Source organism: Nonomuraea insulae (assembly GCF_042656245.1).
This window is the reverse complement of sequence record NZ_JBHSPA010000061.1, coordinates 1-21,667: the sequence shown is the minus strand read 5'-3', so window position 1 is coordinate 21,667 and position 21,667 is coordinate 1. Positions and strand designations below refer to the sequence as shown.

The 21,667-nt window shown below is 68.0% G+C and carries 23 protein-coding genes and 1 pseudogene; 10 read left to right on the top strand and 14 right to left on the bottom strand.

What is annotated here, in order from left to right:
• Positions 1-60: 60 nt before the first annotated feature.
• The gene (locus ACFPZ3_RS45390; protein WP_379520613.1) at positions 61-411 is read right to left on the bottom strand and encodes a DUF1801 domain-containing protein; all 351 of its coding nucleotides are present in this window, start codon (positions 409-411) and stop codon (positions 61-63) included.
• Positions 412-594: 183 nt separating this feature from the next.
• Here ACFPZ3_RS45390 and ACFPZ3_RS45385 point away from each other — a divergent pair, with 183 nt between their 5' ends.
• The 4 genes from ACFPZ3_RS45385 (at position 595) to ACFPZ3_RS45370 (ending at position 6,462) form a co-directional block, all read left to right on the top strand.
• Positions 595-1,182 (top strand): NADPH-dependent FMN reductase, encoded by a 588-nt coding sequence (locus ACFPZ3_RS45385; protein WP_379520612.1) that lies wholly within the window; start codon positions 595-597, stop codon positions 1,180-1,182.
• A 73-nt stretch (positions 1,183-1,255) separates the two neighbouring features.
• Entirely contained in the window at positions 1,256-1,840 is a 585-nt protein-coding gene (locus tag ACFPZ3_RS45380; protein WP_379520611.1) for a dihydrofolate reductase family protein, read from the top strand.
• A gap of 58 nt (positions 1,841-1,898) precedes the next feature.
• Complete coding sequence (locus tag ACFPZ3_RS45375; RefSeq protein ID WP_379520610.1) at positions 1,899-3,038, top strand: serine hydrolase domain-containing protein; 1,140 nt, start codon at positions 1,899-1,901, stop codon at positions 3,036-3,038.
• Positions 3,039-3,117: 79 nt separating this feature from the next.
• Positions 3,118-6,462, top strand: a complete 3,345-nt coding sequence (locus ACFPZ3_RS45370) for an AfsR/SARP family transcriptional regulator (RefSeq protein ID WP_379520609.1) — start codon at positions 3,118-3,120, stop codon at positions 6,460-6,462.
• A 387-nt stretch (positions 6,463-6,849) separates the two neighbouring features.
• On the opposite strand, the gene ACFPZ3_RS45365 is transcribed toward ACFPZ3_RS45370, so the two are convergent.
• Positions 6,850-8,574: an MFS transporter gene (locus ACFPZ3_RS45365; RefSeq protein ID WP_379520608.1), complete on the bottom strand. Its 1,725-nt coding sequence runs from the start codon at positions 8,572-8,574 to the stop codon at positions 6,850-6,852.
• 132 nt (positions 8,575-8,706) lie between these two features.
• On the opposite strand from ACFPZ3_RS45365, the gene ACFPZ3_RS45360 reads away from it, so the two are divergent.
• Together ACFPZ3_RS45360 and ACFPZ3_RS45355 are read left to right on the top strand one after the other, a co-directional pair.
• Positions 8,707-9,201, top strand: a complete 495-nt coding sequence (locus tag ACFPZ3_RS45360) for a MarR family winged helix-turn-helix transcriptional regulator (protein ID WP_379520607.1) — start codon at positions 8,707-8,709, stop codon at positions 9,199-9,201.
• A 128-nt stretch (positions 9,202-9,329) separates the two neighbouring features.
• Entirely contained in the window at positions 9,330-9,491 is a 162-nt protein-coding gene (locus ACFPZ3_RS45355; protein ID WP_379520606.1) for a hypothetical protein, read from the top strand.
• Between the two features lie 353 nt (positions 9,492-9,844).
• Here the strand turns inward: ACFPZ3_RS45355 and ACFPZ3_RS45350 are convergent, their stop codons facing one another.
• The 4 genes from ACFPZ3_RS45350 to ACFPZ3_RS45335 are packed head-to-tail and all read right to left on the bottom strand — an operon-like array spanning position 9,845 to position 13,197.
• Positions 9,845-10,336 (bottom strand): hypothetical protein, encoded by a 492-nt coding sequence (locus tag ACFPZ3_RS45350; protein WP_379520605.1) that lies wholly within the window; start codon positions 10,334-10,336, stop codon positions 9,845-9,847.
• A gap of 31 nt (positions 10,337-10,367) precedes the next feature.
• Positions 10,368-10,943 (bottom strand): NADPH-dependent FMN reductase, encoded by a 576-nt coding sequence (locus ACFPZ3_RS45345; RefSeq protein WP_379520604.1) that lies wholly within the window; start codon positions 10,941-10,943, stop codon positions 10,368-10,370.
• Between the two features lie 26 nt (positions 10,944-10,969).
• Positions 10,970-11,773, bottom strand: a complete 804-nt coding sequence (locus ACFPZ3_RS45340; RefSeq protein ID WP_379520603.1) for a DUF899 family protein — start codon at positions 11,771-11,773, stop codon at positions 10,970-10,972.
• Entirely contained in the window at positions 11,770-13,197 is a 1,428-nt protein-coding gene (locus tag ACFPZ3_RS45335) for an FAD-binding oxidoreductase (RefSeq protein ID WP_379520602.1), read from the bottom strand. The genes ACFPZ3_RS45340 and ACFPZ3_RS45335 overlap by 4 nt, the downstream gene beginning before the upstream one ends.
• Before the next feature lie 82 nt (positions 13,198-13,279).
• Here ACFPZ3_RS45335 and ACFPZ3_RS45330 point away from each other — a divergent pair, with 82 nt between their 5' ends.
• Positions 13,280-13,822 (top strand): Lrp/AsnC family transcriptional regulator, encoded by a 543-nt coding sequence (locus tag ACFPZ3_RS45330; protein ID WP_379520601.1) that lies wholly within the window; start codon positions 13,280-13,282, stop codon positions 13,820-13,822.
• 430 nt (positions 13,823-14,252) lie between these two features.
• On the top strand, positions 14,253-14,942 hold the full coding sequence (locus ACFPZ3_RS45325) for a recombinase family protein (RefSeq protein ID WP_379520600.1): 690 nt from the start codon (positions 14,253-14,255) through the stop codon (positions 14,940-14,942).
• Between the two features lie 50 nt (positions 14,943-14,992).
• On the opposite strand, the gene ACFPZ3_RS45320 is transcribed toward ACFPZ3_RS45325, so the two are convergent.
• The 3 genes from ACFPZ3_RS45320 to ACFPZ3_RS45310 all read right to left on the bottom strand — a co-directional run bounded on the left by ACFPZ3_RS45320 (position 14,993) and on the right by ACFPZ3_RS45310 (position 15,490).
• Entirely contained in the window at positions 14,993-15,124 is a 132-nt protein-coding gene (locus ACFPZ3_RS45320; RefSeq protein ID WP_379520599.1) for a hypothetical protein, read from the bottom strand.
• Entirely contained in the window at positions 15,108-15,236 is a 129-nt protein-coding gene (locus tag ACFPZ3_RS45315; RefSeq protein WP_379520598.1) for a hypothetical protein, read from the bottom strand. The genes ACFPZ3_RS45320 and ACFPZ3_RS45315 overlap by 17 nt, the downstream gene beginning before the upstream one ends.
• A 92-nt stretch (positions 15,237-15,328) precedes the next feature.
• On the bottom strand, positions 15,329-15,490 hold the full coding sequence (locus ACFPZ3_RS45310) for a hypothetical protein (RefSeq protein ID WP_379520597.1): 162 nt from the start codon (positions 15,488-15,490) through the stop codon (positions 15,329-15,331).
• A gap of 461 nt (positions 15,491-15,951) precedes the next feature.
• Here ACFPZ3_RS45310 and ACFPZ3_RS45305 point away from each other — a divergent pair, with 461 nt between their 5' ends.
• Positions 15,952-16,260, top strand: coding sequence for a hypothetical protein (locus ACFPZ3_RS45305; protein ID WP_379520596.1), 309 nt, complete (start codon positions 15,952-15,954; stop codon positions 16,258-16,260).
• A 377-nt stretch (positions 16,261-16,637) separates the two neighbouring features.
• Here ACFPZ3_RS45305 and ACFPZ3_RS45300 read toward each other — a convergent pair whose 3' ends face one another.
• The 4 genes from ACFPZ3_RS45300 to ACFPZ3_RS45285 form a co-directional block, all read right to left on the bottom strand.
• Positions 16,638-16,874, bottom strand: a complete 237-nt coding sequence (locus ACFPZ3_RS45300) for a hypothetical protein (protein WP_379520595.1) — start codon at positions 16,872-16,874, stop codon at positions 16,638-16,640.
• A gap of 226 nt (positions 16,875-17,100) precedes the next feature.
• Positions 17,101-18,330, bottom strand: coding sequence for a helix-turn-helix domain-containing protein (locus ACFPZ3_RS45295; RefSeq protein ID WP_379520594.1), 1,230 nt, complete (start codon positions 18,328-18,330; stop codon positions 17,101-17,103).
• Positions 18,331-18,363: 33 nt separating this feature from the next.
• A complete protein-coding gene (locus tag ACFPZ3_RS45290; protein ID WP_379520593.1) occupies positions 18,364-18,525 on the bottom strand; it encodes a hypothetical protein in 162 nt (53 codons plus the stop codon).
• 50 nt (positions 18,526-18,575) lie between these two features.
• Positions 18,576-20,204 carry an ABC-F family ATP-binding cassette domain-containing protein gene (locus ACFPZ3_RS45285; RefSeq protein ID WP_379520592.1) on the bottom strand — a complete coding sequence of 543 codons (1,629 nt, stop codon included), beginning with the start codon at positions 20,202-20,204 and terminating at the stop codon, positions 18,576-18,578.
• Between the two features lie 156 nt (positions 20,205-20,360).
• Here ACFPZ3_RS45285 and ACFPZ3_RS45280 point away from each other — a divergent pair, with 156 nt between their 5' ends.
• Positions 20,361-21,068 (top strand): TetR/AcrR family transcriptional regulator, encoded by a 708-nt coding sequence (locus ACFPZ3_RS45280; protein ID WP_379520591.1) that lies wholly within the window; start codon positions 20,361-20,363, stop codon positions 21,066-21,068.
• Between the two features lie 338 nt (positions 21,069-21,406).
• Here ACFPZ3_RS45280 and ACFPZ3_RS45275 read toward each other — a convergent pair.
• Positions 21,407-21,667, bottom strand: a pseudogene (locus ACFPZ3_RS45275) (aminoglycoside phosphotransferase); the annotation flags it as partial.

Here is a 21,667-nt window from a genome sequence, read left to right as displayed (position 1 = left end):
TCTGACGCATCCCATGTAGCGGCGATCACCACCAAGACAGCCCTCCACCTGGGCGAAGAGCTACTCCTGATCGAGCGCGACAGCCTGCCGGATGTAGTCACGCAAGGCGTCACGGTCCAAGGCGTCCGAGCTCTTGAGCTTGACGTGCCTGGTGGTCTTCCCCACGCCCTCCAGCAGGTCATGATCGTCGTCGAACTCCGCTCCGCGGGCGAACGCGAACGTGATGTGGGTCTTGCTGTGACTGATGATCGCAAGGATGGTGCCGGCCTTCCACGCGGGGGATCCGCGGCTGATCACCTCGGACGCGCCCGGTGCGCCCTCGGCCATCAGCTCTCGCAGGATACGGACGATGTTCTGGTGCTGCGGCGGCAGGTTGGTCCGCACGAACTCATCTACCTCGGCACTGGACATGGGAGGGCCTTCCTCGGCTACGGGGTGAGCTTCAACCGGTGCCGCCCATTTTGCGAGATGGTCCTTACGGTTTGTTTACGCTTACCCCGGCATTCCGGTCCACCGACAGGCGAAGGAGCGTAAACGAACCGAAGGTGCCTTCGCGCAGGGTTGACCACGACACGAACCCGTGGGAGGCCCGAGATGCCGGACGGCACACCATTGCGGCTGGTGATCATCATCGGCAGCACCCGCCACGGGCGGTTCGGCCCCACCGCGGCCTCCTGGTTCACTGCCCAGGCTCGCAAGCGCCGGGAGTTGGACATCGATCTCATCGACCTGGCCGCGGCCCGTCTGCCCGACACCCTCACCGACCAGGACGAGGCCGTCCCGGAGCCGGTACGGGCGCTGGCTCCGAGGCTGGCCGCCGCCGACGCGTTCGTGGTGGTCACACCGGAGTACAACCGGAGCTTCCCCGCTCCGCTCAAGACCGCCATCGACTGGTTCTACGAGGAGTGGCAGGCCAAACCTGTCGCCTTCGTCTCCTACGGGAGGGAATCGGGGGGCTTGCACGCCGCGGCGCAGTTGCGTGAGGTGTTCGGCGAACTGCACGCCGTTGCCATCCCCACCCTCATCAGCCTGCCCTGCTACTGGGAGTTGTTCGCCGCCGACGGCAGCTGGCCCAAACCCACCGCGACGTGCAACACCACGGTCAAGACGACGCTGGACGAGCTGACCTGGTGGGCGTACGCGCTGCGCGAGGCACGCGCCAATCGTTCGTACACCTGCTGACACGCCCACCGCCGGGCACCCCCGTGATCGCAACATCCCGGGACAACACGCGTTACGACTGCAGGAGCATGCCATGCGCAAAGTGATCGTTTCGGTCTTCGCGACGATGGACGGCGTCCAGGAGAACCCGCACGAGTGGTCGCTGGAGTACTCGACCGCAGAGTATGAGGCCTACGCCCGCGATCAGTTGTTCGCCGCGGACGCCCTGCTGATGGGGCGGGTCACCTACCAGGGGTTCGCCGATTCCTGGCCGTCCATGAGCAAAGAGGGACCCGCGCCGGAGGATTTCACCGGCCGGATCAACAACATGCCCAAGTACATCGTGTCGACCACCCTCAACGAGGTCGGCTGGACCAACTCGAGCCTGGTCAAGGGCGATGTCGTCGAAGCGGTGCGTGAGCTCAAGCGACAGCCCGGCCAGGACATCCTGATGTTCGGGTGCGGCGAGCTGGCCCGGACGCTGACGCGGCACGACCTCATCGACGAGATCCGGGTCTGGGTTCATCCCGTCGTCCTGGGGCGCGGCGAGAGCCTGTTCGCCGGCTGGAGCGAGACACGGTTCCGCCTGACCGGCACGAGGACGTTCGGATCGGGTGTCGTCGTCCTGGCACACGAGCCGGTACGCGGCCACGCGCGACCCCCTCTCGCCGCGAATTAAGCACCGATCCCCCGTTGCGCCCCACCACAGCAACCCCCACGAAAGAGGAAATATCGCCATGATCGACATTCAGCAGCAGACGCAGGACGCCATCGACCTGCTGGTCGAGTCCGACACCGAACGGGGCCTGCAGGTCGCCGTCTACCATCGCGGCGACCTGGTGGTCGACGCCGTCGCCGGCCAGGCCGACCCGGTGACCGGCAGGCCGGTCACGCTGGACACGCCGTTCCATGTCACCTCGACCGGCAAGGGGGTGACCTCCACCGTCGTGCACGTGCTCGTGGAACGGGGCGCTCTCACGTACGACACTCCGGTTGTAGAGCTTTGGCCGGAGTTTGGCGCGCATGGCAAGGAGCGCGCCACCGTGCGCCACGTGCTCAACCACTCAGTCGGCGTGCCCGGCCTCCCGCAGGGCACGACACCGGAGGATCTGACCGACTGGGACAAGATGTGCACGGCGATCGCCGACGCCGCACCGTGGTGGGAACCCGGCACCAGGACCGGATATCACTCGCAGTCGTTCGGCTACATCGCCGGCGAGATCGCGCGCCGGGCCACCGGCCGGCCGATCTCCCAGGTGCTCCGCGACGAGGTGGCCGGGCCGCTGGGCGTCGTGGACGAGCTGTTCTTCGGCGTACCGGCCTCCGAACTCGGCCGGCAGGCCCGTCTGGAGGAGGCGGCGGGCGGCATGGAGCTGACCCCGGACATGATCGCCGCGATGGCCGGGCAGGTGCCGTTCTTCAGGGTCGTGGACGGATGGACGGCGGCGCCGCCCGCGGCCCTGCCGACCGCGGCCTACTGCAACCGCGACGACGTGCTCGCCGCCGACATCCCGGCGGGCGGCGTCATGACCGCCCGCGCCGTGGCACGCATGTACGCCGCCCTGATGGACGAGGTCGACGGCGTGCGGCTCATCTCCTCCGAGCGGCTGCGGGAGGTCACCACGGTGACGATCACCGGAGTCGACGAGGTCACCGGGTCCCCTGCCACCCGCGGACTGGGCTACGACATCGGCTTCCCCGGACCGCTCGACAGCCCCACCCTGTTCGGCATGGCCGGAAGCGGGGGGACCGCGGCGTACGCCGACACCGCGACCGGCACCGTCGTCGCCGTGGCCAAGAATCGCGTGACGGCCGGCGACTACAGCACGTTCCACCACATCGGCGCGCTCGTGGCCAAGGCCCTCGGCCCGCGCTGACCGGCGTGCGGCCCCACACCTCCCGCCACCCTCACGCAGGCCGCCGAAAACGTCGCCGGCCTGCGTTATGGTGGCGGTCATGCGCTTTGGGGTGCTGGGGCCGCTCGCAGTGTGGCGGGAGGATGGCAGCTCCGTCGCGGTGCCCGGCCTGAAGGTCCGGGCCCTGCTGGCGGCCCTGCTCGTGCACCACGGGCGGCCGGTGCCCGCCGACCTGCTCATCGATCACTTATGGGGCGACGATCCGCCGGGCAACGCGCCGGGTGCGCTGTCGGCGAAGGCCTCTCACCTACGCCGGGCGCTGGAGGACGCCGAGCCGGGCGGGCGAGCGCTCGTCGTGTCCCCACCGCCGGGCTACTTGCTCCGCGTCGAGGCCGACGCGGTCGACGCCCACCGGTTCGAGAGCCTCACCGCCAGGGCCGGCGAGATGGACGACCCGCGGGCCAAGGCCGAGCTGCTGTCCGAAGCGCTGGCCCTGTGGCGGGGCCCGGCCTACACCGACTTCGCCGACGAGGCGTTCACCCGCACCACGATCGCGCGCCTTGAGGAGCAACGCCTCACCGCTATGGAGGACCTCGCCGAGGCCCGGCTCGCGCTCGGCATGCACGCCACGGTCGCCGGTGAGCTCGGTGAGTTGCTGGCCCGGCACCCGCTGAGGGAGCGGCCGCGCGCCCTGCACATGCTCGCCCTCTACCGGGCCGGGCGGCAGGGCGAGGCCCTGAGCAGCTACGAGGAGTCGCGCGCCCACCTGGCCGAGGAGCTTGGCCTGGACCCCGGTCCCGCCCTGGCCGGGCTGCACCGGTCGATCCTGGCTCATGACCGCGGGCTCAACGCACCGCTCGGCCCTGCGCCCGCGACCAATCTGCCCAACGCGATCACCGACTTGGTCGGCCGCGACGACGCGGTCGCCGAGGTACGCGCGCTGCTGCGACAAAACCGGCTGGTGACGCTCACCGGTTCAGCCGGGGTGGGCAAGACCCGGCTCTCGATCGACGTCGCCACCCCGATGGCCGAGACGTTGACCGACGGCGCATGGCTCGTCGAGCTGGGCGCGTTGCGGCCCGGCATGCCCGATGAGAGGGGATCGCTCACCGACCTGGTGATGGCGGTCCTGGACATCCACGACGGCGGCGCCAGGCCCACAGAGGCGCCGACCGACCGGCTTGCCTGCGCCCTGCGCGCCAGGCGGCTGCTGCTGGTGCTGGACAACTGCGAGCACATGATCGAGCCGGTCGCCGAGGTCACCGGCCTCCTGCTGCGCGCCGTGCCCGGACTGCGTGTCCTGGCGACCAGCCGGGAGCCGCTCGGCCTGGCGGGCGAGGTGGTGTGGCCAGTGCCGCCGCTGGAGGTCCCCGGCCCCGGCGACCCCACCGACCCGGCGACGCTAGAGCGGTTCAGCGCGGTGCGGCTGTTCGTGACGCGTACGGCCGCCGCAGCGCACGGGTTCACCCTCACCCCGGACAACGCGGAGGCCGTCGCGGTGCTGTGCCGCAGGCTGGACGGCATTCCGCTGGCCTTGGAACTGGCCGCCACCCGCGTGCGCACGCTGGGAATACACGGCCTGCTCGCCAGGCTCGACAACCGGTTCCGGCTGCTGACGACAGGACACCGAGGTGCTCCGCCACGACAGCAGACGCTCATGGCGATGATCGACTGGAGCTGGCAGCTGCTCACCGAGCCCGAGCGCATCGTGCTGCGCCGCCTGGCCGTCCTCGCTGACGGCTGCACTCTGGAGGCCGCCCAGGCGATCTGCGCGGCCGGCGACGTAGGCCCCGACGAGGTGCTCGACATCCTGGCGCGCCTGGTGGACCGGTCGCTGGTCGTCATATCCGACCGTGGTGACGACGACCCCCGCTACCGGCTGCTGGAGTCGGTGGCGGCCTACTGCACGGAGCGCTTGCAGGAGGTCGGCGAGTTGCCGCGGATTCGGCTGCGGCACTGCTCCCACTACGCCGAGCTGGCCGAGCAGGCCGAGCCTCACCTGTACGGACCGAACCAGCGGCTCTGGATGCAGCGACTGGACGTTGAGGCGGCCAACCTGCACCGCGCGCTCGAGGGTGCGGCCCGCCACGGTGCCGCCGGACTCGCGCTACGGCTGGTCAATGCGCTGGCCTGGTACTGGTTCCTGCGCGGCCGGCTGACCGAGGCGCGGCGGTCACTCCAGGCGGCGCTGGACGCTCGGGGCGCAGTGTCCCAGGCCGCCCGTGCCAGAGCCACGGCCTGGCACACTGGCATCTCGTTCCTGCTGGGCGACATCGCCGGCTGGCCGGCCCGCCACGGCGCGGCGTTGAGGGCGTACGAGAGCGTGGCGGACGAGCGAGGGCGGGCCAGGGCCGAGTGGTTCCTCGCGTTCGCCGAGATCGACCTCGGCGATGTGGCCGCCACCGGGCAACTGATCGACCGGGTCCTGACTACGTTCCGCGCCGTCGACGATCAGTGGGGAGTAGCGGCCGCCCTCGGCCTGCGGGCCAAACACGCGCATGTGAGAGGCGACCCCGGCGCCCTCGAACGTGACGGCACGCAGAGCGCGGCGCTGTTCCGCCGGCTCGGTGACCGGTGGGGCCTGCTGCAGGCCACCGAGTGGCTTGGCGCCCACGCCGGATTGACCGGCGACTTCGAGCAGGCCACCCGCCTGCACCGCGACGGGCTGCGGATGGCCGAGGAGCTCGGGCTCTGGCCCGAGCTCTCCGGGCGCCTGTCCTGGCTGGGCTGGATCGCCATGGAGCGCGGCGACTACCCATCGGCGCGCGAGTTTTGCGAGCGGGGGCTGCGGCTCGCTCTGGAGCAGGGTTCTCCCCTCGGTGCCGTGTTCGCGGAGATGGGGCTCGCCTTCGCCGCCCGCAGGGAGGGAAAGCTGGACACCGCCGAGACACACCTGCGGAACCTCATGGACGCCACCGAGCGGCACGACACCGGACCGGGACACGCTCTGTACGCGCCGAGCGTTCTCGTCGAACTCGGATACGTCGAGGAGCTCCGCAGCAACTCGGCGGCGGCCATGGCCCGCCACCTGGAAGCCTTCGCCATCGCACGGGACCTGGGCGCCAGCGGGGACGTCGCGCAGGCGCTGTCCGGGCTGGCCGGCGCCTGCGCGCTCGACGGCCGCCTCCACCACGCCGCCCAGTTGCTCGGGGCGGCCGCGGCGGCCCGGGAGTCGATCCGGAGAGTGGTCACGCCCGCCGAACAGGGCGATCTGGACCGGACCGCCTTCGCCGCCCGTACCGCGCTCGGCGAGGTGGAGTTCGCCGCGGCGTTCGACCACGGCCACACGCTGCGCCCCGACGAAGCCCGCTCCATCCTCGACCGGCCCGGGCACATGGGCCGGTCCGGACGATGTGCGGTGCTCCCTCACCCTCAGCCCAGCCCAGACATGCCAGAGCCTGGCGCCCGGTCAAGTTCTTCCGGCGACGCGCGAAAGTGTTCGTGACGGTGAGATAGGCCAGGCCAAGAAGCACAGCGGATCACCCTACTGCCTCCGGTCTCCCGCCCCCGCCCGAACGCGTGCAAGCCAAGAGAAACCAAGCAAAGCTTTGAGTGACCTGCGCGGATGACATTGTGGGGCAGGCGCAGACACCGGTGACCTTCTTGTAGGTGATGTGGAAGTGAGAACTCCCGTGATCACAGACAGAAGGTCATCCTTGTCTCAGTGTCACGCTATGTTACGGCAGCCGATCCAGACACCAGGGAACGGTCATCCGGACGGGTAACGTTGAAATCGCCCTGTGGTTGAAGGGTGCACGAAATGGACTCCCGAGCGACGAAAAGCGCACCTGGAGGCGCGGATATCAATATCGAGCGCCTCCCGGTATTCGTGTCAGCTTATGGTGATCCTCGTCTCCTGATTCGAGCCATTCTCCGGCTTCCCGGTCTTCACGGGTCCCACGGGAAGGAGGAAACTCGCCAGGAAGCTCAGCCCGAGCAGGCCCACGACGCACCACAGGCTCTGCTCGCTGGAGCGGAGGAAGTCGGCGATGGTCGCCCTGCGCACGGCTTCGAGCACCTGGTCCGAGGCCTGCGGTGTCGACAGCTCGAGACGGCTGAAGAGCTGCCCGCAGCTTGCCGGGTTGGTCGACGCGTCGTCTGAGCTCATGCGGTCGCGGAAGCAGTCGTTCACCGACCCGACGGCCTGCTCGGCGTCGGTCTGCGAGACGCCCGCTGAGGCCAGCGCCCTGCCGAGCCCGGCCGTGCCCTCCCTAGCCGCGCTCGCGGAGTTGGTCGAGAGCAGGCCGAAGAATATGGCCCCGATCACCGCGATGCCGACGGCCGCGCTCAGCTGGACCGTCGTGTTGACCACTCCGGAGGCGGACCCCGCGTGGCGCGAGGAGACCCGGGCGAGCGTGATGTTCACGATGGTCGCGGAGACGCAGGCCAGGCCGATGCCGGCCACCACCATGGACGGGACCAGGTGCCAGGGGCTGAGGTCTCCGCCGGTGCGGGTCAGGGTGTAGATCATGCCGCCGACCGCACCGCCCATGGCGAGCGAGCCGATGCTGACCACCATACGGCCCACACGCGGGGCAAGCTGGGTGGCGGCTCCCGAGCCGATGATCACGCCGAAGGCGAAGGGAAGGAAGGTGAGCCCGGCGCGAAGCGGTGTGTAGCCGAGCGCGATCTGGATGTGCAGTGTCAGGATGAAGAAGAAGCTGCCGCCGGCGAAGAAGATCAGGGCGACGAACAGGCCGGGAACGACCCCTCGCTCGCGGAACAGGCCGAGGTCGATGAGAGGGGAGTCGTCCTTGCGGGACTTGTGCCGCTCGTACAGGACGAACAACACCAGCAGGGGCACGCTCGCTGCCATGGTGAGGTACGTCCAGACCGGCCAGTCGAGGTCCCGTCCCTGCACCAGTGGGTAGAACACCGCGAAGAGGGCGAGCGTGACGAGCAGGACGCCCCCAAGGTCGAGTCGGCGCGCGTGCTCGGCCCGGGACTCCGGCATGAGCACGGCGGTCCCGATGACGGCGATGACTCCGATGGGAATGTTGACCAGGAAGATGGTGCGCCAGCCCCATCCGAAGACGTCAGCGTTGATCAGGATCCCGCCGAGCAGCGGTCCGCTCACGCCCGCGAGGGCGAGGATCATGCCGTACAGGCCGAGCGCTTTGGGGCGTTCCTTAGACGTGAAGCTCACCTGGATGTAGGTGAGCACCTGCGGGATCATCACCGCGGCCATCGCGCCTTGGAGGGTGCGGGAGCCGATCAGGGTCTCGGGGTTCTGCGCGGCTCCGGCCAGGGCGGAGGCTACGGTGAAGCCGACGATCCCGGCGATGAAGGTCTTCTTGCGGCCGAACACGTCTCCGATGCGGCCGCCTGTGATGAGCATGATGGCAAAGGCCAGCGCGTATCCTGCCGCGACCCACTGAAGGTCGGCGTTGGTGGCCTTGAGGTCCCGCTGGATCTCGGGGAGGGCCACCGTGACGATGGTGTTGTCCGCCAGATCCATGAAGGCGGCCAGCAGGACGACGAACAGGGCGGGCCAGCGTCGGGCGTGCGACCCCGGCTCAGAGTCCGGGGGTTGCGCGGCGTGCGGCGTTGAGGACATTTCTGACGCTCCGGTTAGCGATGGATTGGGGGCTCCGGTATCCCGACCGAAGTATTCTCTTAAGGGAGTCGTAGGTTTAGTTCACTAAGGAAAGTCTCTTAGCAAACTAAGGGAACAAGTTGGGAGATGTCAATGCTGGAGACCTCGCGTCCAGAGCTCCTCGGGCTGGTCCAGAAGGCGGTCCGTGCCTACACCGCGAGTGCCGTCCTCTACAGCCAGGCCATCGCCGACCAGCTCGGCCTGAACGCGACCGACGCCAGGTGCCTGGACATACTGAGCAGGACCGGGCCGATCACGGCAGGCCAGCTCGCCGAGCTCACCGGCCTCACCACGGGCGCGATCACCGGCGTCGTGGACCGCCTGGAGAAGCCGGGCTACGTCCGAAGGGTGCGCGACGCAGAGGACCGCCGCCGGGTGATCATCATGCCCATCCCGGAGGAGGAGCTCCCGATCAACGCCTCCCTGGAGACGGGTGGCCGACGGGTGAAGGAGCTCCTGGACGGCTACAGCAACGAGCAGCTCTCCGTGATCTACGACTTCCTCAGCCGGTCGGTCTCGATGACGCCGGCCGAGACCGCCAACGTGCGCGAGATGACCGGCCGGAACGTCGCCGCCCAGGATGGCTGATCACCTGGCCGGTGGCCACCGGCCAGGTACACGAGCCGAGACCTACCAGAGCGACGTTCCTGGTGAACCGACTGGCCGGGGCGTCGCGAACTGGTGCGGAATTGGTGGCGGGAGAGCGGCCAGTCGGCGTGCCCGACGGGGTCGCGACCCTGCTGTCGCGGCACAGCCCACTGGCCACCGTGCTGAACGATTTCTACCACGACCTGCAGAGTGAGAGCAGGAAGACGCCGTGCCCGCTGGAGGAGATCCGCCAGGTTGCCGGACGGCACGCCCTGCCGCTCGAGTTGTGAAATAACCCCAGAGTTCGTTGACCGGTTGAAAGCCCAGAGTCCACGCGAACTGAAGGTTCTTGCAGAGGACGGCCAGCACGCGATCGGCTTCCTGGGCATCGCCCGCAGCGCGGTGGGCGCCGCCCAGCGGTCGCCACCAGTGACTGCGCCGCCACATAACTAGATTTCCCAGAGTTCGCGAGATCTGTCCGGCCCGGTTACTGACGGGTAGCGCCAATGGCTGTTCCTAGGTTCCTCGATCCCGCAGTACGCGGGTGCCGTCCCGCCGGTACGTCACGCTCTTCGACTGAGCGCACGTCCGCGGTCCGCACGGAGGTGGCCGGCCGCGCGCATACGATCTGGCTAGCGCCCGATCACAGCCCCAGCGCGGTCATGAAGGCCATGCTGGCCGCCATTCCGGCCGCGCACAGTTCCTGGCCGATCCTTCTTCGAGGCATGCCCTGGTTGGGCAGGATGCGGATGAGCCGGGCGCAGGTCCAGGCCAACCCGATGATCAGGGCCAGCGTGGCCGGCGCACCGCCGCCATGTGCGTGTCCGCCGGACGGGATGTTGGCGACAGCGGCGTCGTCGGACGCCGTCAGCACCAACAGGATGGGCATGATCACGAAGTCCTGGATGTGGTGACCGGCCTCTGCGCGGCGGGAAGGAGAGCCGCACAGCCAGCCGGCGGTCAGCAGCGCGAGCACCGCGACGGGCAGGAACAGGCCGCCCAGATGCCCTGCCGCCATGCCAGACGCCATGACGACGTGCGGCCACCGCCTGCTGGGAGGGACGGAGGGCAGCAGCGCCGGCGCGAGGGCCAGGACGCAGCCGACCGTTATCCCCACCGTGTGGAGCAGGGACATGACATGCTCCTTGCCGTCTGCCGTCTGCCCGCTAGCCTCGGCCGAGCGCCTGCTCGCGCAGTGGCCGCAGTGCCTCGCCCCAGGCGATGACCTGGTCCAGCATGGTGTCGACCGCATTCTCCTGCTGGGCTGCCGGTCTGAAGACGCTGTAGTTCTCGAAGTCGGTGTGCAGCGAGAGCGTGACCTGCGCGCGTACGTCGGCGATTTGCAGTTCGCCCATCATCAGCCGCAGGTGCTCCACCGCGCGGGTGCCGCCGTTGACGCCGTAGCTGACGAATCCGGCCGCCTTGTTGTTCCATTCGGCGTACAGGAAGTCGAGGGCGTTCTTCAGGGCGCCGGAGGTCGAGTGGTTGTACTCGGGCGTCACGAACACGTAGGCGTCGAAGGAGTCGATCTTCGCGGCCCAGGCGCGGGTACGTGGCAGGTCATAGCGACCCGTCGAGGCCGGCATCACCTCATCCAGCAACGGCAGGTCGAAGTTCTTGAGGTCGACCAGTTCGAAATCGGCGTCGCCCCGTTTGGTCGCGAGGTCGCCGACCCACTGGGCCACGGCCTCGCCGTTGCGTCCCGGGCGTGTGCTGCCGATGATGATCGCTACCTTGATCATGGGTTCTTCCTCTCGTTGTGTCGCGGTCAGTTGTGCAGCGGGCAGGCGCATCTGGTCGATCCCTCCGATAGTGGGCCGAGGTCGTCGTCGCGCCCTGCCTGCAGGCGCGGCTGCTGGGCCATCGGACGGCCGTCGGCCGACCGGAACTGGCCGCCTTTGGAGCCCCAGCGCTGCGGCCAGCCCTGCGGCGAGTCCTCCCAGTCCTCCTGGCGGCCGTAGACGGTCCGATCCAGCAGCCCGTACGAGGGCGCCATCGCCTCGTTGCCGCGGCCGGAGGTCCAGTAGGTCTCATATACCTGCTCGCCGTCGCGCAGGTAGCAGGCCAGGATGCCGAAGTACCGGCCGGCGATCAGCCGGTCCACCGACTCCTGCGGCACCGAGTACCAGGGAACGGTGTAGCCCATGAAGTCGCGATAGCGGGAGCTCTCCTCGTAGGAGCCCTCGGACAGGACCGCGTAGCTGACGTCGCGGGAGTGCAGGTAGGCCGGCTCGGTGACGTGGGAGGTGTTGAAGGTGCAGCCCTCGCACTGCTGGGCGGCGGGCCGGCCGGGGTGCCACATGTGGAAATAGGCGATCAGCTGGGACCGGCCGTCGAACAGGTCGATCAACGGCACCGGCCCCTTCGGTCCGGTCAGCGGTGTCTGTGGATCGACCGCGACCATCGGCAGGCGGCGCCGGGCGGCGGCGAGTGCGTCACCTTCGCGGGTGTGGGCCTTCTCTCGGATACGAAGCCGGTCCAGCTCGGCCTGGAACACGGCCCGGCCGGTGATCGGGGGCTTGGGCGCGTCGCCGATCGGTGAGGCGTCGGGGTGGGTGGGCTGGTCGTTCATGGTGAATCCTCTCGAAGAGGTAGGCCGGGCAGGATGCCGTGGGGGTCGTGGGCCGCTTTCACCCGCTCCAGCCTGGGGAGGTTGTCGCCCCAGTAGGAGCGTGCGGGATCGGGGAGGGTGGGATCGGGGAAGTTGGGGTACACGCCGCCGCTGGACCAGGACTGGACTGTCTGCCAGGAGCACCGCAGCCATTCACTTTCCGGCAGGACGGTACCGGGCCGTGCCGGCCGCAGCGTGGCGGTGTGTTTGAGCAGGAAGCGCTCGCTCCGATGCGGGAACGCTGTGGCGTGCGATGGGACGCGGTTGTAGGCGCCGCCCCACGGCGTGAGGTCGAGTTCGCGGGACTCGCCAGCTCGCCGGTCGGCCACCAGCTGATCGACCAGGACGTCGAGCGGGCCGGGCGGTATGTCCTGCTGGAAGAAGCCGGACCTGCTGAACAGGTGCCCGCCATCACCGCCGGGCACGCGCGCGGCGAGCGTGGCTTGCGTGTCCGGCCACGACATCTGCCGGCGCCACCTGCTCTGCGGGCGGGCCCCGGCCCTGGCGATGAGATCGTCAAGCAGGTCGTCGGTGTGTGCGGGCGACAGTCCGGCGGCCGCTCCGAACAGACTCACCCGCGCCTGGCCGTGCGGCTGGGCCGGGACGGTGAGCAGCACGCTCACGGCGAGTTCGTCGGGTGCGTCCGGGCTCCACTTCTGCCAGGCGTCGATGACCTGGGCGGCGTGCCGGTAGTCCCACCGGAGCTCCACTGCGGTGCACCGCGGGGACGGGACCGGCGCGAACGACAGCTCCGTGACGACGCCGACCCCCGCGGCACCACCGCCTCTGAGGGCCCAGAACAGGTCGGCGTGCTCACGTTCGTCGCAGTGCGCGAGGCTGCCGTCCGCGCGGACGACACGCGCGCTGACAAGCCGGTCACAGGTCAGCCCCCAGATACGGCCGAGGAAGCCGAGACCACCGCCGAGGGTCAGCCCGGCGATGCCGACGGTAGGGCCGCTCCCGGCGGCCAGGGTGCGGGCGTGCCGGTCGAGGCGCCGGTACACGTTGGCGAGCCGCGTACCTGCGCCGATGTGCGCATACCCGTCCTTCAGGGAGACTCCGGTGAGCTCACCGAGGTCAATGAGCACTCCGGTAGTGGTGGAGCGGCCGGCGAAATCGTGTCCGCCGCTGCGTACCGCCACCGGCAGGCCGTTGTCCTTCGCGAAACCGAGCGCGGCCACGACGTCGGAGGCAGCCCGGCAACGCACCACCGCCCGCGGGCGAACCTCACCGAAGCGCTGCCCGGCCGGTCTGGACGCCGCGTCGTAGCCGGCCGAACCGTCGATCAGCACGACGCCGGTGACCCGCCGCGCCAAGTCCCGCCAAGCCCGGTCCGGCAGCGCGTCGACGCCGCCACCTCCGCTCTCATGTCCGTTCCTGATCACGGGATTCACACTAGACAGCCAGAAGCCAGGCGGAACATGGCCATCAAGGCGTACCTGGGCATCCGCTGGACGCGATTGTAAAGTGAAGGGCGTGAATTCCTTCCGATCGGAAAATGACCTCGATGACCTCGACTGGAAGCTCCTTGAGGAGTTGCAGGCCGACGCCCGGCTGTCCTACAACGAACTGGCCCGGCGGGTGCATCTGTCCGCGCCGGCCGTCGCCGACCGGATCCGTCGCCTGGAACGACGCGGCGTGATCGTCGGCTATCAGGCGCAAATCGATCCTGTTGCGGCCGGGTTCCCCATCCAGGCGTACATCGAACTGCGCTGCGCTCCGAGCTCCTGCCTGCTGAAAAGCTCGGCCGCCGAGGACTACCCGGAGGTGGTCGAGGTCGACAAGCTGAGCGGGCAGCACTGCTCGATGCTCAAGGTCAGGGCCTCGTCACTGGCGCATCTCGAAGGCGTGCTGGAGCAGATCGGCAAGCACGGCCAGATGGACACCCACATTGTCCTGTCCACGCAGTACCACGACCCACGCGTGCGCCGGAACCATCCCGACCGGCCTGTGACCGCCTCCGCAGGGTGGACGCGTCAGCCTGCAGGAACCGCAAACCCGACAGACTGACCGCTTACCGGGCGGAGTCCCGGATGGCCTGGATCAGCGCGACGGTGGCGGGTGGGTCGGGTGGATCAGCGGAGCGAGAGCCGGGCGCTGTCGGTACAGACGAAGAGCATGCCGCTGGCCACGGTGAAGGGAGACTCGGCCTGTTCGCATTCGGCCTTCGAGGAGGAGGAATGCACACATTGGCACGAGGCCTTCCGCCTTCGAACGTGCCCCAGCCGTCATGCAGGAATTGATCTTGGAGCGATTCCGCTCACGGGATGTCGGGATTGGGTGATTTCCCGACACCTCGCCGGACGGGCTCTATGTTGCCCAGAAATTCGGACTTCGCGGCACGAATCGCCGCTCCGGATGGGTGTTTTCCAGCTCGTATTGACGACAGGATTTCCCGACAGGTAGAAGGGGCTCTCGTCCCCCATCCGAGGAGCCGCCGGTGCGGATCGTCTACTCCCGCTCGTCCACCGCCACACAGTCCCTGCTGCGGCAGCGGCACATCCTTACCGAGGCCGGTCTGCTGGTGCGAACCGAAGGCGTCGCCGAGGGGTTTCGCCCGGCCGAGGGGGTGCTGCTGTTCGAGGATCCGGCGACGACGTCGAAGATCCCGGCGCTGGAGCGGCCCGCGTTCGCGAAGGTCGCCTCCGCCGCGCACCCCGGGGATGTCCTGACGGTCTCGGAGCTGTTCCGGCTGTGCCGCGACCTGATCGACATCCACGCCGTGCGCGACTGGTGCCAGGCCCGCGGCGTCGTCCTGCGCGTCCTGTCGGGCCCGCTGTCGAACTTCCATGACCTCGCGGCCAACGACGCTACGACAGCGCTGCTCATCAACGTGATCACTGCGGTCGGGCAGTTCCAGCGCGACATCCAGAACGAGCTGATCGTCGAAGGGATCGCCGCCGCCGAAGGCGAAGGCCGTTATCGCGGCCGGCCGCCCACACTGGCCGGCGCCCAGCTTGAGAAGGTGCGTTCGGCGTTCCAGGACCACGGCACTTCGATCGCGGCTCTCGCCCGTGCCCATGGAGTGAGCCGGGCCGCCATCCGAACTGCGCTGACCGGGCTACTGCCTGGCCAACCGGGTCCGCCCGTGCTCATCCCGACCGAGGGCCCCGCCGAAGCGTCCAGCTAAGTTACTCGCCGGTACCGCCAACGGCTGTCCGTAGGTTCCTCAACCCCGACCTACCTGCGCACCTGCCTGCCACCCGAACCCGGCCACGACTGGGACCAGGTCCTGTCGGCCATCGGCTCCGGAGCGGCTCCGGCGCTGGCCGCGACGACCGCCACCCCGCTGGGACTATGGCTGATCCGCATGGTCTACATCCTGCCCAAAGCCGACCCCGCGCCGCTGCTCGGCAGGCTCGGCCACGACCTGGAAGCGTTGTGTCATCATCTGCTGGACCACCTCATCGACACGCTGCTTCACGCCCGCCCACCCACCACCGATTCCAGCGACCCGTTCCGCCCCCGCCGATCCTGGGACGCCGGCCACGTACGGACCCGGCTCAGCCACCTGGCTCAAGCACTGACCCGCAACCACACCCGGGACCTGGCCTGGTGGAACATCGCCCGTCGCACCACCTCCTCGGCCGGCCGACGCCTGCTGCAGACGACGTTCGGGCTCGTGGCCGGGCTGGTCAGCGGATTGATGATCACGTTCGCGTTCCCAGCCGGCAGCATTCTCGACATTGTCCTCGCTGGGCTCGTGATCGGACTCGTGGGCGCGATAGTGATCGGGTTCAGGGCCAAGAGCTGGTTCAGCCAGGCTCCAGGATTTGCTGAACTGCGGATCCGCGACGTGCTCCGTATCCCCATCCGTGGCCTCGTGTACGGATTCCTGATCTTCGCAGGAGGATTCGTCTTGGCTGTCGTCCTAGAGACCGCCACTCTTGACATGGACGCGGCCTACCAGGCCACCTTCGTACGGGCGATCGCAAAGGCCACCGTCTCGTTCGCTTTCCTGGGCGGGCTTGCGATCGTGTTCATCACCTGGGTCAAGCTGGTGGAGCGCCCGGCTCCGCTTGTTACCGCGACCACTGCCTCGTCAGCGTGGAGGGCCGACAGAAGCCTTATGTTGGTTCGTTCCTTCGCAGCTGGAAGCGTGTTCGCGATCGTGTTCGTCGCCTTTACATTCCTCTCCATTGCGGTTTCCGTCCCTGGGCAAGAGCTGGGGGGGCAAGCTCCTGTTCGTGCTCCTGTCGGGGGTGCTGAGTGGACTCGGGGCCGGGCTTCTCGGCGCTCTCGTGGTCGGACGTCACCACGCGTGGCTGGTCTGCAGGCTCACTCTGTTGGCCCAACGCCGGCTGCCGCGCAGACTGATCCCGTTCCTCGACGACATGCACCGCCTCGGGCTGCTGCGGGCTGTAGGCTCGCTCTACCAGTTCCGTCACGCCGAGCTGCACGATCACCTCGCCGCGCCGGCCGCCCAGCACACGGTCAAATCGGCGTAGGGCGCAGGGAGCCGCCGCGGCGAAGACCACGATGCCGATCACATGCACTGAACTGCGGCTCCAGGTAGCGTTCCTCTCACGGCTCTCCGGAGCGGAGTACCGAGGCGGCGCACCTGACATGCCTGAAGACACCTAGATATCTGTGAGGCAAGTACACGCCAACGCTACTTTACGAACGTGTCTGACTACCAAGAGTCACTCAAGATAACGGCATAGGTCTTTGAAGGAGGGCGGCGCAGAGCACCATGGCAGCAGGATCGACAATTCCGTGTCGATGGCAGTGTCCGGTTCTGCGTGTGGCGGAGCGTCACATCGGCGCGAGGGGCCGAGTGCGCTCGTTCCATAGTTGTCCAGGCTTGTCGGCCCCTTCCAGCAGGTCAGAGGATGATGATCTCTTCTTTCACGTAGGCCAAGTTGACCGAATTCAGATCCGCATGGGTCAGAATGTGCCGATGACGATCTCCGCTGACGGCTCCGGTCCGGTCCGGATTGTGACGGCCGTTCTTCGCGACGGCGATCGAGTGTTGCTGTGTCATCGAAGCGCTGGCGAGGGCTTGCCGGTCCTGCTCGGACAGATCCTGCAGGAGGACGGCCGCCGGCTCGATCACCTTCATCGTGGCCTCGGGCGTGATGGCGTCGTCGTCGCTGAGGTCGAGTTGGATGACGACCTCGGTGAGGGCAGAGCGTGTCGCTGAACCTCGGACAGGCCCTCGGGCGCAGTGGACGCGACGGCTCCTCCTGCTCAGCCTTCTTCACGCCCGGATGGGGCGATGAAACCTTCCGTCTCGTCGTTGTGGGGGACACCGAAGCGCTCGGGAAGCATGATGTTGGTGACGCGTTTCATGGAGCGAAGGGGCTCATCCCATGGAGCAAGCTCTCGGCATTGTGATTGGCTGGGTCCTTCTCGCAGGCTTGGGGGCATTCGCCCTCTGGTTCTTGCTGGGTTGGCTGAGGGCTGTTCGCAGTTGCTATTGGCCGCCAGAACCCCCACCAGCGCCGAGAGTTTGGACGGAGGGAGAGCTCCGGTTGTGGGGAGCAGAACGCCAGGCGGAACAGCAGCGCGAGGCCGAGGCGAGACGACAGCTTTCGGCGGCTCTTGAAGAGACCCGACGTCGATTCTTGGCAACTGAAGAAGGGCAGCGGATTCTGCGCCAGGGATACCAGGGAGACTAGATGATTGATTCCAAGGGCTGAGGTTGGCGATTGCCTCCGGACATGCAGCGAGGGTGTCCAAGGTCGGTTTGTGACGAAAGACCTGAAAACCTCGCCGCAGCACATACATGAAGATCGACGATCAGCTGATCGCCTCACCCGATCTGGCTTCCCGCGAGCGGGGAGCAGGCGATCGCGATGGACTTGTTCCCTGAGGCGTTCGAGCCATCCTGCGTTCCCGTGATTCGGTCTGAGCCGAGCACTACTCTTGGTCCAGGCGCCGGTGGGATGGGCGGTCACACCCAGGACGTGCACGCGGCGTGTTTCCACCTCCAACACGAACAACACGTACAGGCGTTTCAAGAAGATCGTGTCGACGTGGAAGAAATCGCAGGCCAGCAGCCCCTTCGCTTGCAGCCGTAGAAACGTCCGCCAAGAGGCGTCGAAGCTGTGAGGAGCCGGACCGTGTCGGCGCGAACGCAGGATCCGTCGCACGGTCGCCTCACTGACCTGCACGCCGAGGCCGACCAGCTCGCCGTGTACCCGCCGATACCCCCACCCCGGGTTCTCCCGTGCCAGCCGGAGGACCAGCTCCCGGACCTCCTTGGTTGTTCCGGGACGGCCAGGGCGGTGGGGGAAAGTCCAGGAGCGTTCGATCAGCCGGCGATGCCAGGCCAACAGGGTGCCCGGAGTGACCAGCCGATGAGCGCGCAGCACCGTCGGCAGGAAGCGGGCCAATGCCGCCAGGAGCGCCCGATCGGCCCAGTCCGGCTTCGGCCGGACGACCTGACGCTTCAACACCGCCACCTCATGGCGAAGCACCATAATCTCGACATCCTTGGATGCCTGACCACGTCCCAGCAACACCAGCCAGCCGAACACCCGAGTCAGAGTCAGATACAGCAGACGAACCGACACAGACCGCGATCTTGCCTGCGAGGCGCCTGGGGGTCAAAGCCCCAGATCAAGCACCACGCGATGAGTTATGAAGCGGTACAGGATCACCTCGGCAGCGCGGTGGCACACCGGGTAGACCGGGTTCCCGCCGGCGTCCAACCCCTTCACCAGGCGGTTATCGGTCACCACGATCTCCCACTCGCCAGGGGCGACCATGCCCAGTACCAGTCCCGGCAGCCACGGCCACGACGTCTCGTCCTTATCGTTCAGCGGGCACGCTCGACGCGGGCTTCGTCCCATACCGGTTCGTCGCTCTCGTAGACGGTTCCGTCGGCGCCGAAGATGAGGAAGCGGTCGAAGTCGGCGGCGAACCAGCGGTCATGGGTCACCGCCAACACGGTGCCGGCGAAGGACGCGAGGCCCTGCTGCAGGGCCTCGGCGCTGGCCAGGTCGAGGTTGTCGGTGGGTTCGTCGAGCAGCAGCAGCGTCGCACCCGACAGTTCCAGCAGCAGGATCTGCAGCCGGGCCTGCTGCCCGCCGGACAAAGTCTCGAACCGCTGATTAGCGGCTGGTGCGAGTTCGTAGCGGGCAAGCGCGGCCATGGCTTCGTTCAGCGTTAGAGCATGCCCGGCCAGCACCAGCTCAGCGGGGGTGCGGCCATGCAGGTCGGGCCTGGCGTGGGTCTGCACGAAGTGGACGGGCACCACCCGGGCACCCAGCCGTACAGAACCGCTGTGGCGTACCGAGGGGACCGCGCCGTCCGCCGCTTCGGCCAGCAGTCGGAGGAAATGAGACTTGCCCGAACCGTTGGAGCCGAGGACGCCCACGCGTTCGCCGTACCAGATCTCGGCGTCGAAGGGCCGCATCAGACCGGTGAGTTCCAGGACTTCGCAGATGATGGCGCGTTTGCCGGTCCGACCGCCGCGCAGCCGCATCCGGACGTTCTGCCGTTTGGGCGGGCGTTCGGGCGGGCCCGCTTCCTCGAACCGTGCCAGCCGGGTACGGGTGGCCCGGTAGGAGGAGGCGACGGCATCGTTGTTGGCCGCTGTCTGCCGGAGGGTCTGCACCAGGCGTCTGAGCTTGGCGTGTTCCTCGTCCCAGCGGCGCCGCCGTTCCTCCAGCCGGTCGATGCGGTTCTGGCGGCCCTGGGCGTAGGTGGCGAAGCCCGCGCCGTGGACCCAGACGCCGCGCGCTTCCACGGTCACGATGCGGTCCGTGGCGTTGGCCAGCAACTGCCGGTCGTGGGAGACCAGCAGCACGGTCTTGGATGTGGCGCGCAGCTGATCTTCCAGCCATAGCTTGGCGGGCACGTCGAGGTAGTTGTCCGGCTCGTCCAGCAGCAGGACCTGATCCGGTCCGCGCAACAGGACCTCCAGGACGATGCGCTTTTGCTCGCCGCCCGACAGGGTGCTCACCGGGCGTTCCCGGACCGCGTCGTAGGACAGGCCCAAGGCCGCTGTCGCGCAGGTGTCCCACACCACCTCCATGTCGTAGCCGCCAGCGTCGGCGTAGTCGCTGATCGCCTGCGCATAGGCCAGTTGCGTCGCCTGGTTGTCGTGTTCCGCCAGCGCCGACTCCGCGCGGTCAAGGTCCGCGGCGGTGGCGCGGACCTGGTCGGGGGCCACGGACAACAGCAGATCATGCAAGGTCTGGTCGTCTCGGACGCTGCCGATGAACTGCCGCATCACCCCCAGCCCACCTGAGCAGGCCACCCGGCCGTCGTCCGGTTGCAGATCTCCGGCGATCAGTCGCAGCAGGGTGGTCTTGCCCGCGCCGTTCGGCCCCACCAGCCCGGCCTTGACGCCGTCGCCGATGCGGAACGAGACCTCGTGAAGAAGTAGTCGCCCGTCTGGCAGCACGTAAGTGAGCCGGTCCACCTCCACATGTCCCGCCACCGTGTTCCTCCCTGCCGATCGACCGCTTTCCCACCAACTGGCCCGTTGTTCTAGAAACCGGATCATTGATCCGGTGCTCGATCAACATACTAGACTCGGCATTGCGAGGAAGAGGAGGACGAATTGGGCGCGAGACACTCAGGATCGGCAGGAGACGTGTGGTTGCGACCGCCCGCGCGGGCGGCGCGTCAAGCGCCGCCGCTCAGCCGCGACCGGATCGTGCACGAGGCCATAGCCCTCCTTAATGAGGAAGGGGCCGACCGGCTGACCATGCGGCGGCTCGCCGAGCGCCTTGGTACCGGCTCCACAACGCTGTACTGGCACGTGAAAACCAAGGACGATGTCCTTGACCTCGCCCTCGACGCGATCTTCGCAGCGGTTGAGATCCCGGGCGAAGGCAGCAAGGACTGGCGTGCCGACATCACTGCGCTGATCAGCGGATGGCGTGCCGTCCTGCTGGAACATCCCTGGTCGGCGGCGCTGCTCGGCCGTCCGATGCTAGGCCCCAATGTGCTCGCCCGCAGCGAGTTCCTGTATGCCACCCTCATGGAGGCCGGAGTCACCGAGCCGCACCTGACCGCTGCGGCGTACGGTTTGTCCAACTACGTCATCGGTTCTGCGCTCATGCAGGCAACCTGGACGGCCCGGGAAGAGCAAGGCGCGCGACAAGCCGCTCGGGAGCACTTCGGCGCCAACCGTGACCGGTACCCCGTCCTTGCCACCCACGGCCCCCTCGCTGCGGACAGCGACTGGGACACCAGCTTCACCTTCGGCCTTACCTGGCTCCTCGACGGCATCCAAGCCAGCGCGGTCAGTGCCCACAGTGTCGGCGGTGCTGCCAACGAGGCATCCACGGAGTTGTAGATCAAGCCCGCCGGGATCAACCCGCAGTGCCGCTATGCGGATGCGTCGGTCTCGAATCGCTGAACCTGTCCTGCTTCTTCGTCGGAGTCGACCGTACCCGGGACACGCAGCTCCCCCGATTGCACTGAAGATTCGCATGCACCCTGCTCCGCACCGAAGTCGCTACGGTTCGGTATCGCTCATCAGTGACCGCTACGTATCGATTCTGAGACATTACAGAAAGTCACTTTGGGGCTGGTCGCGCGGACCCGAGTGGAGAGCCCTCACGGCCGGTACCTAGTAGACCCCAGCATGCCGAGCACGGTGGGTCCGGCGCGAAGGTATGCGAGTGTGATCGATCAGCGCTGGGCTGTTGCGATGAGGCGTTGCAGTGCGGCGTGGGCGGGTGGGCCCCAGGTGGCTTTGCCGCCTGGCCGGCCGTGGACGCCGGCCTCGCCGATGAGGAGGCCGCTGAGGGCGCGGAGCACTGCCCATCCGCGGGCGCGGCGCAGGGTCGCGGCCTCCGGGGCCGGCTGGTAGGCGGCGTGGAAGAGGTCAGCGGTGTCGTCCGGCAGCAGGCTCCAGGCGGCGGCGAGGTCGCAGGCCGGATCGCCGGCGAA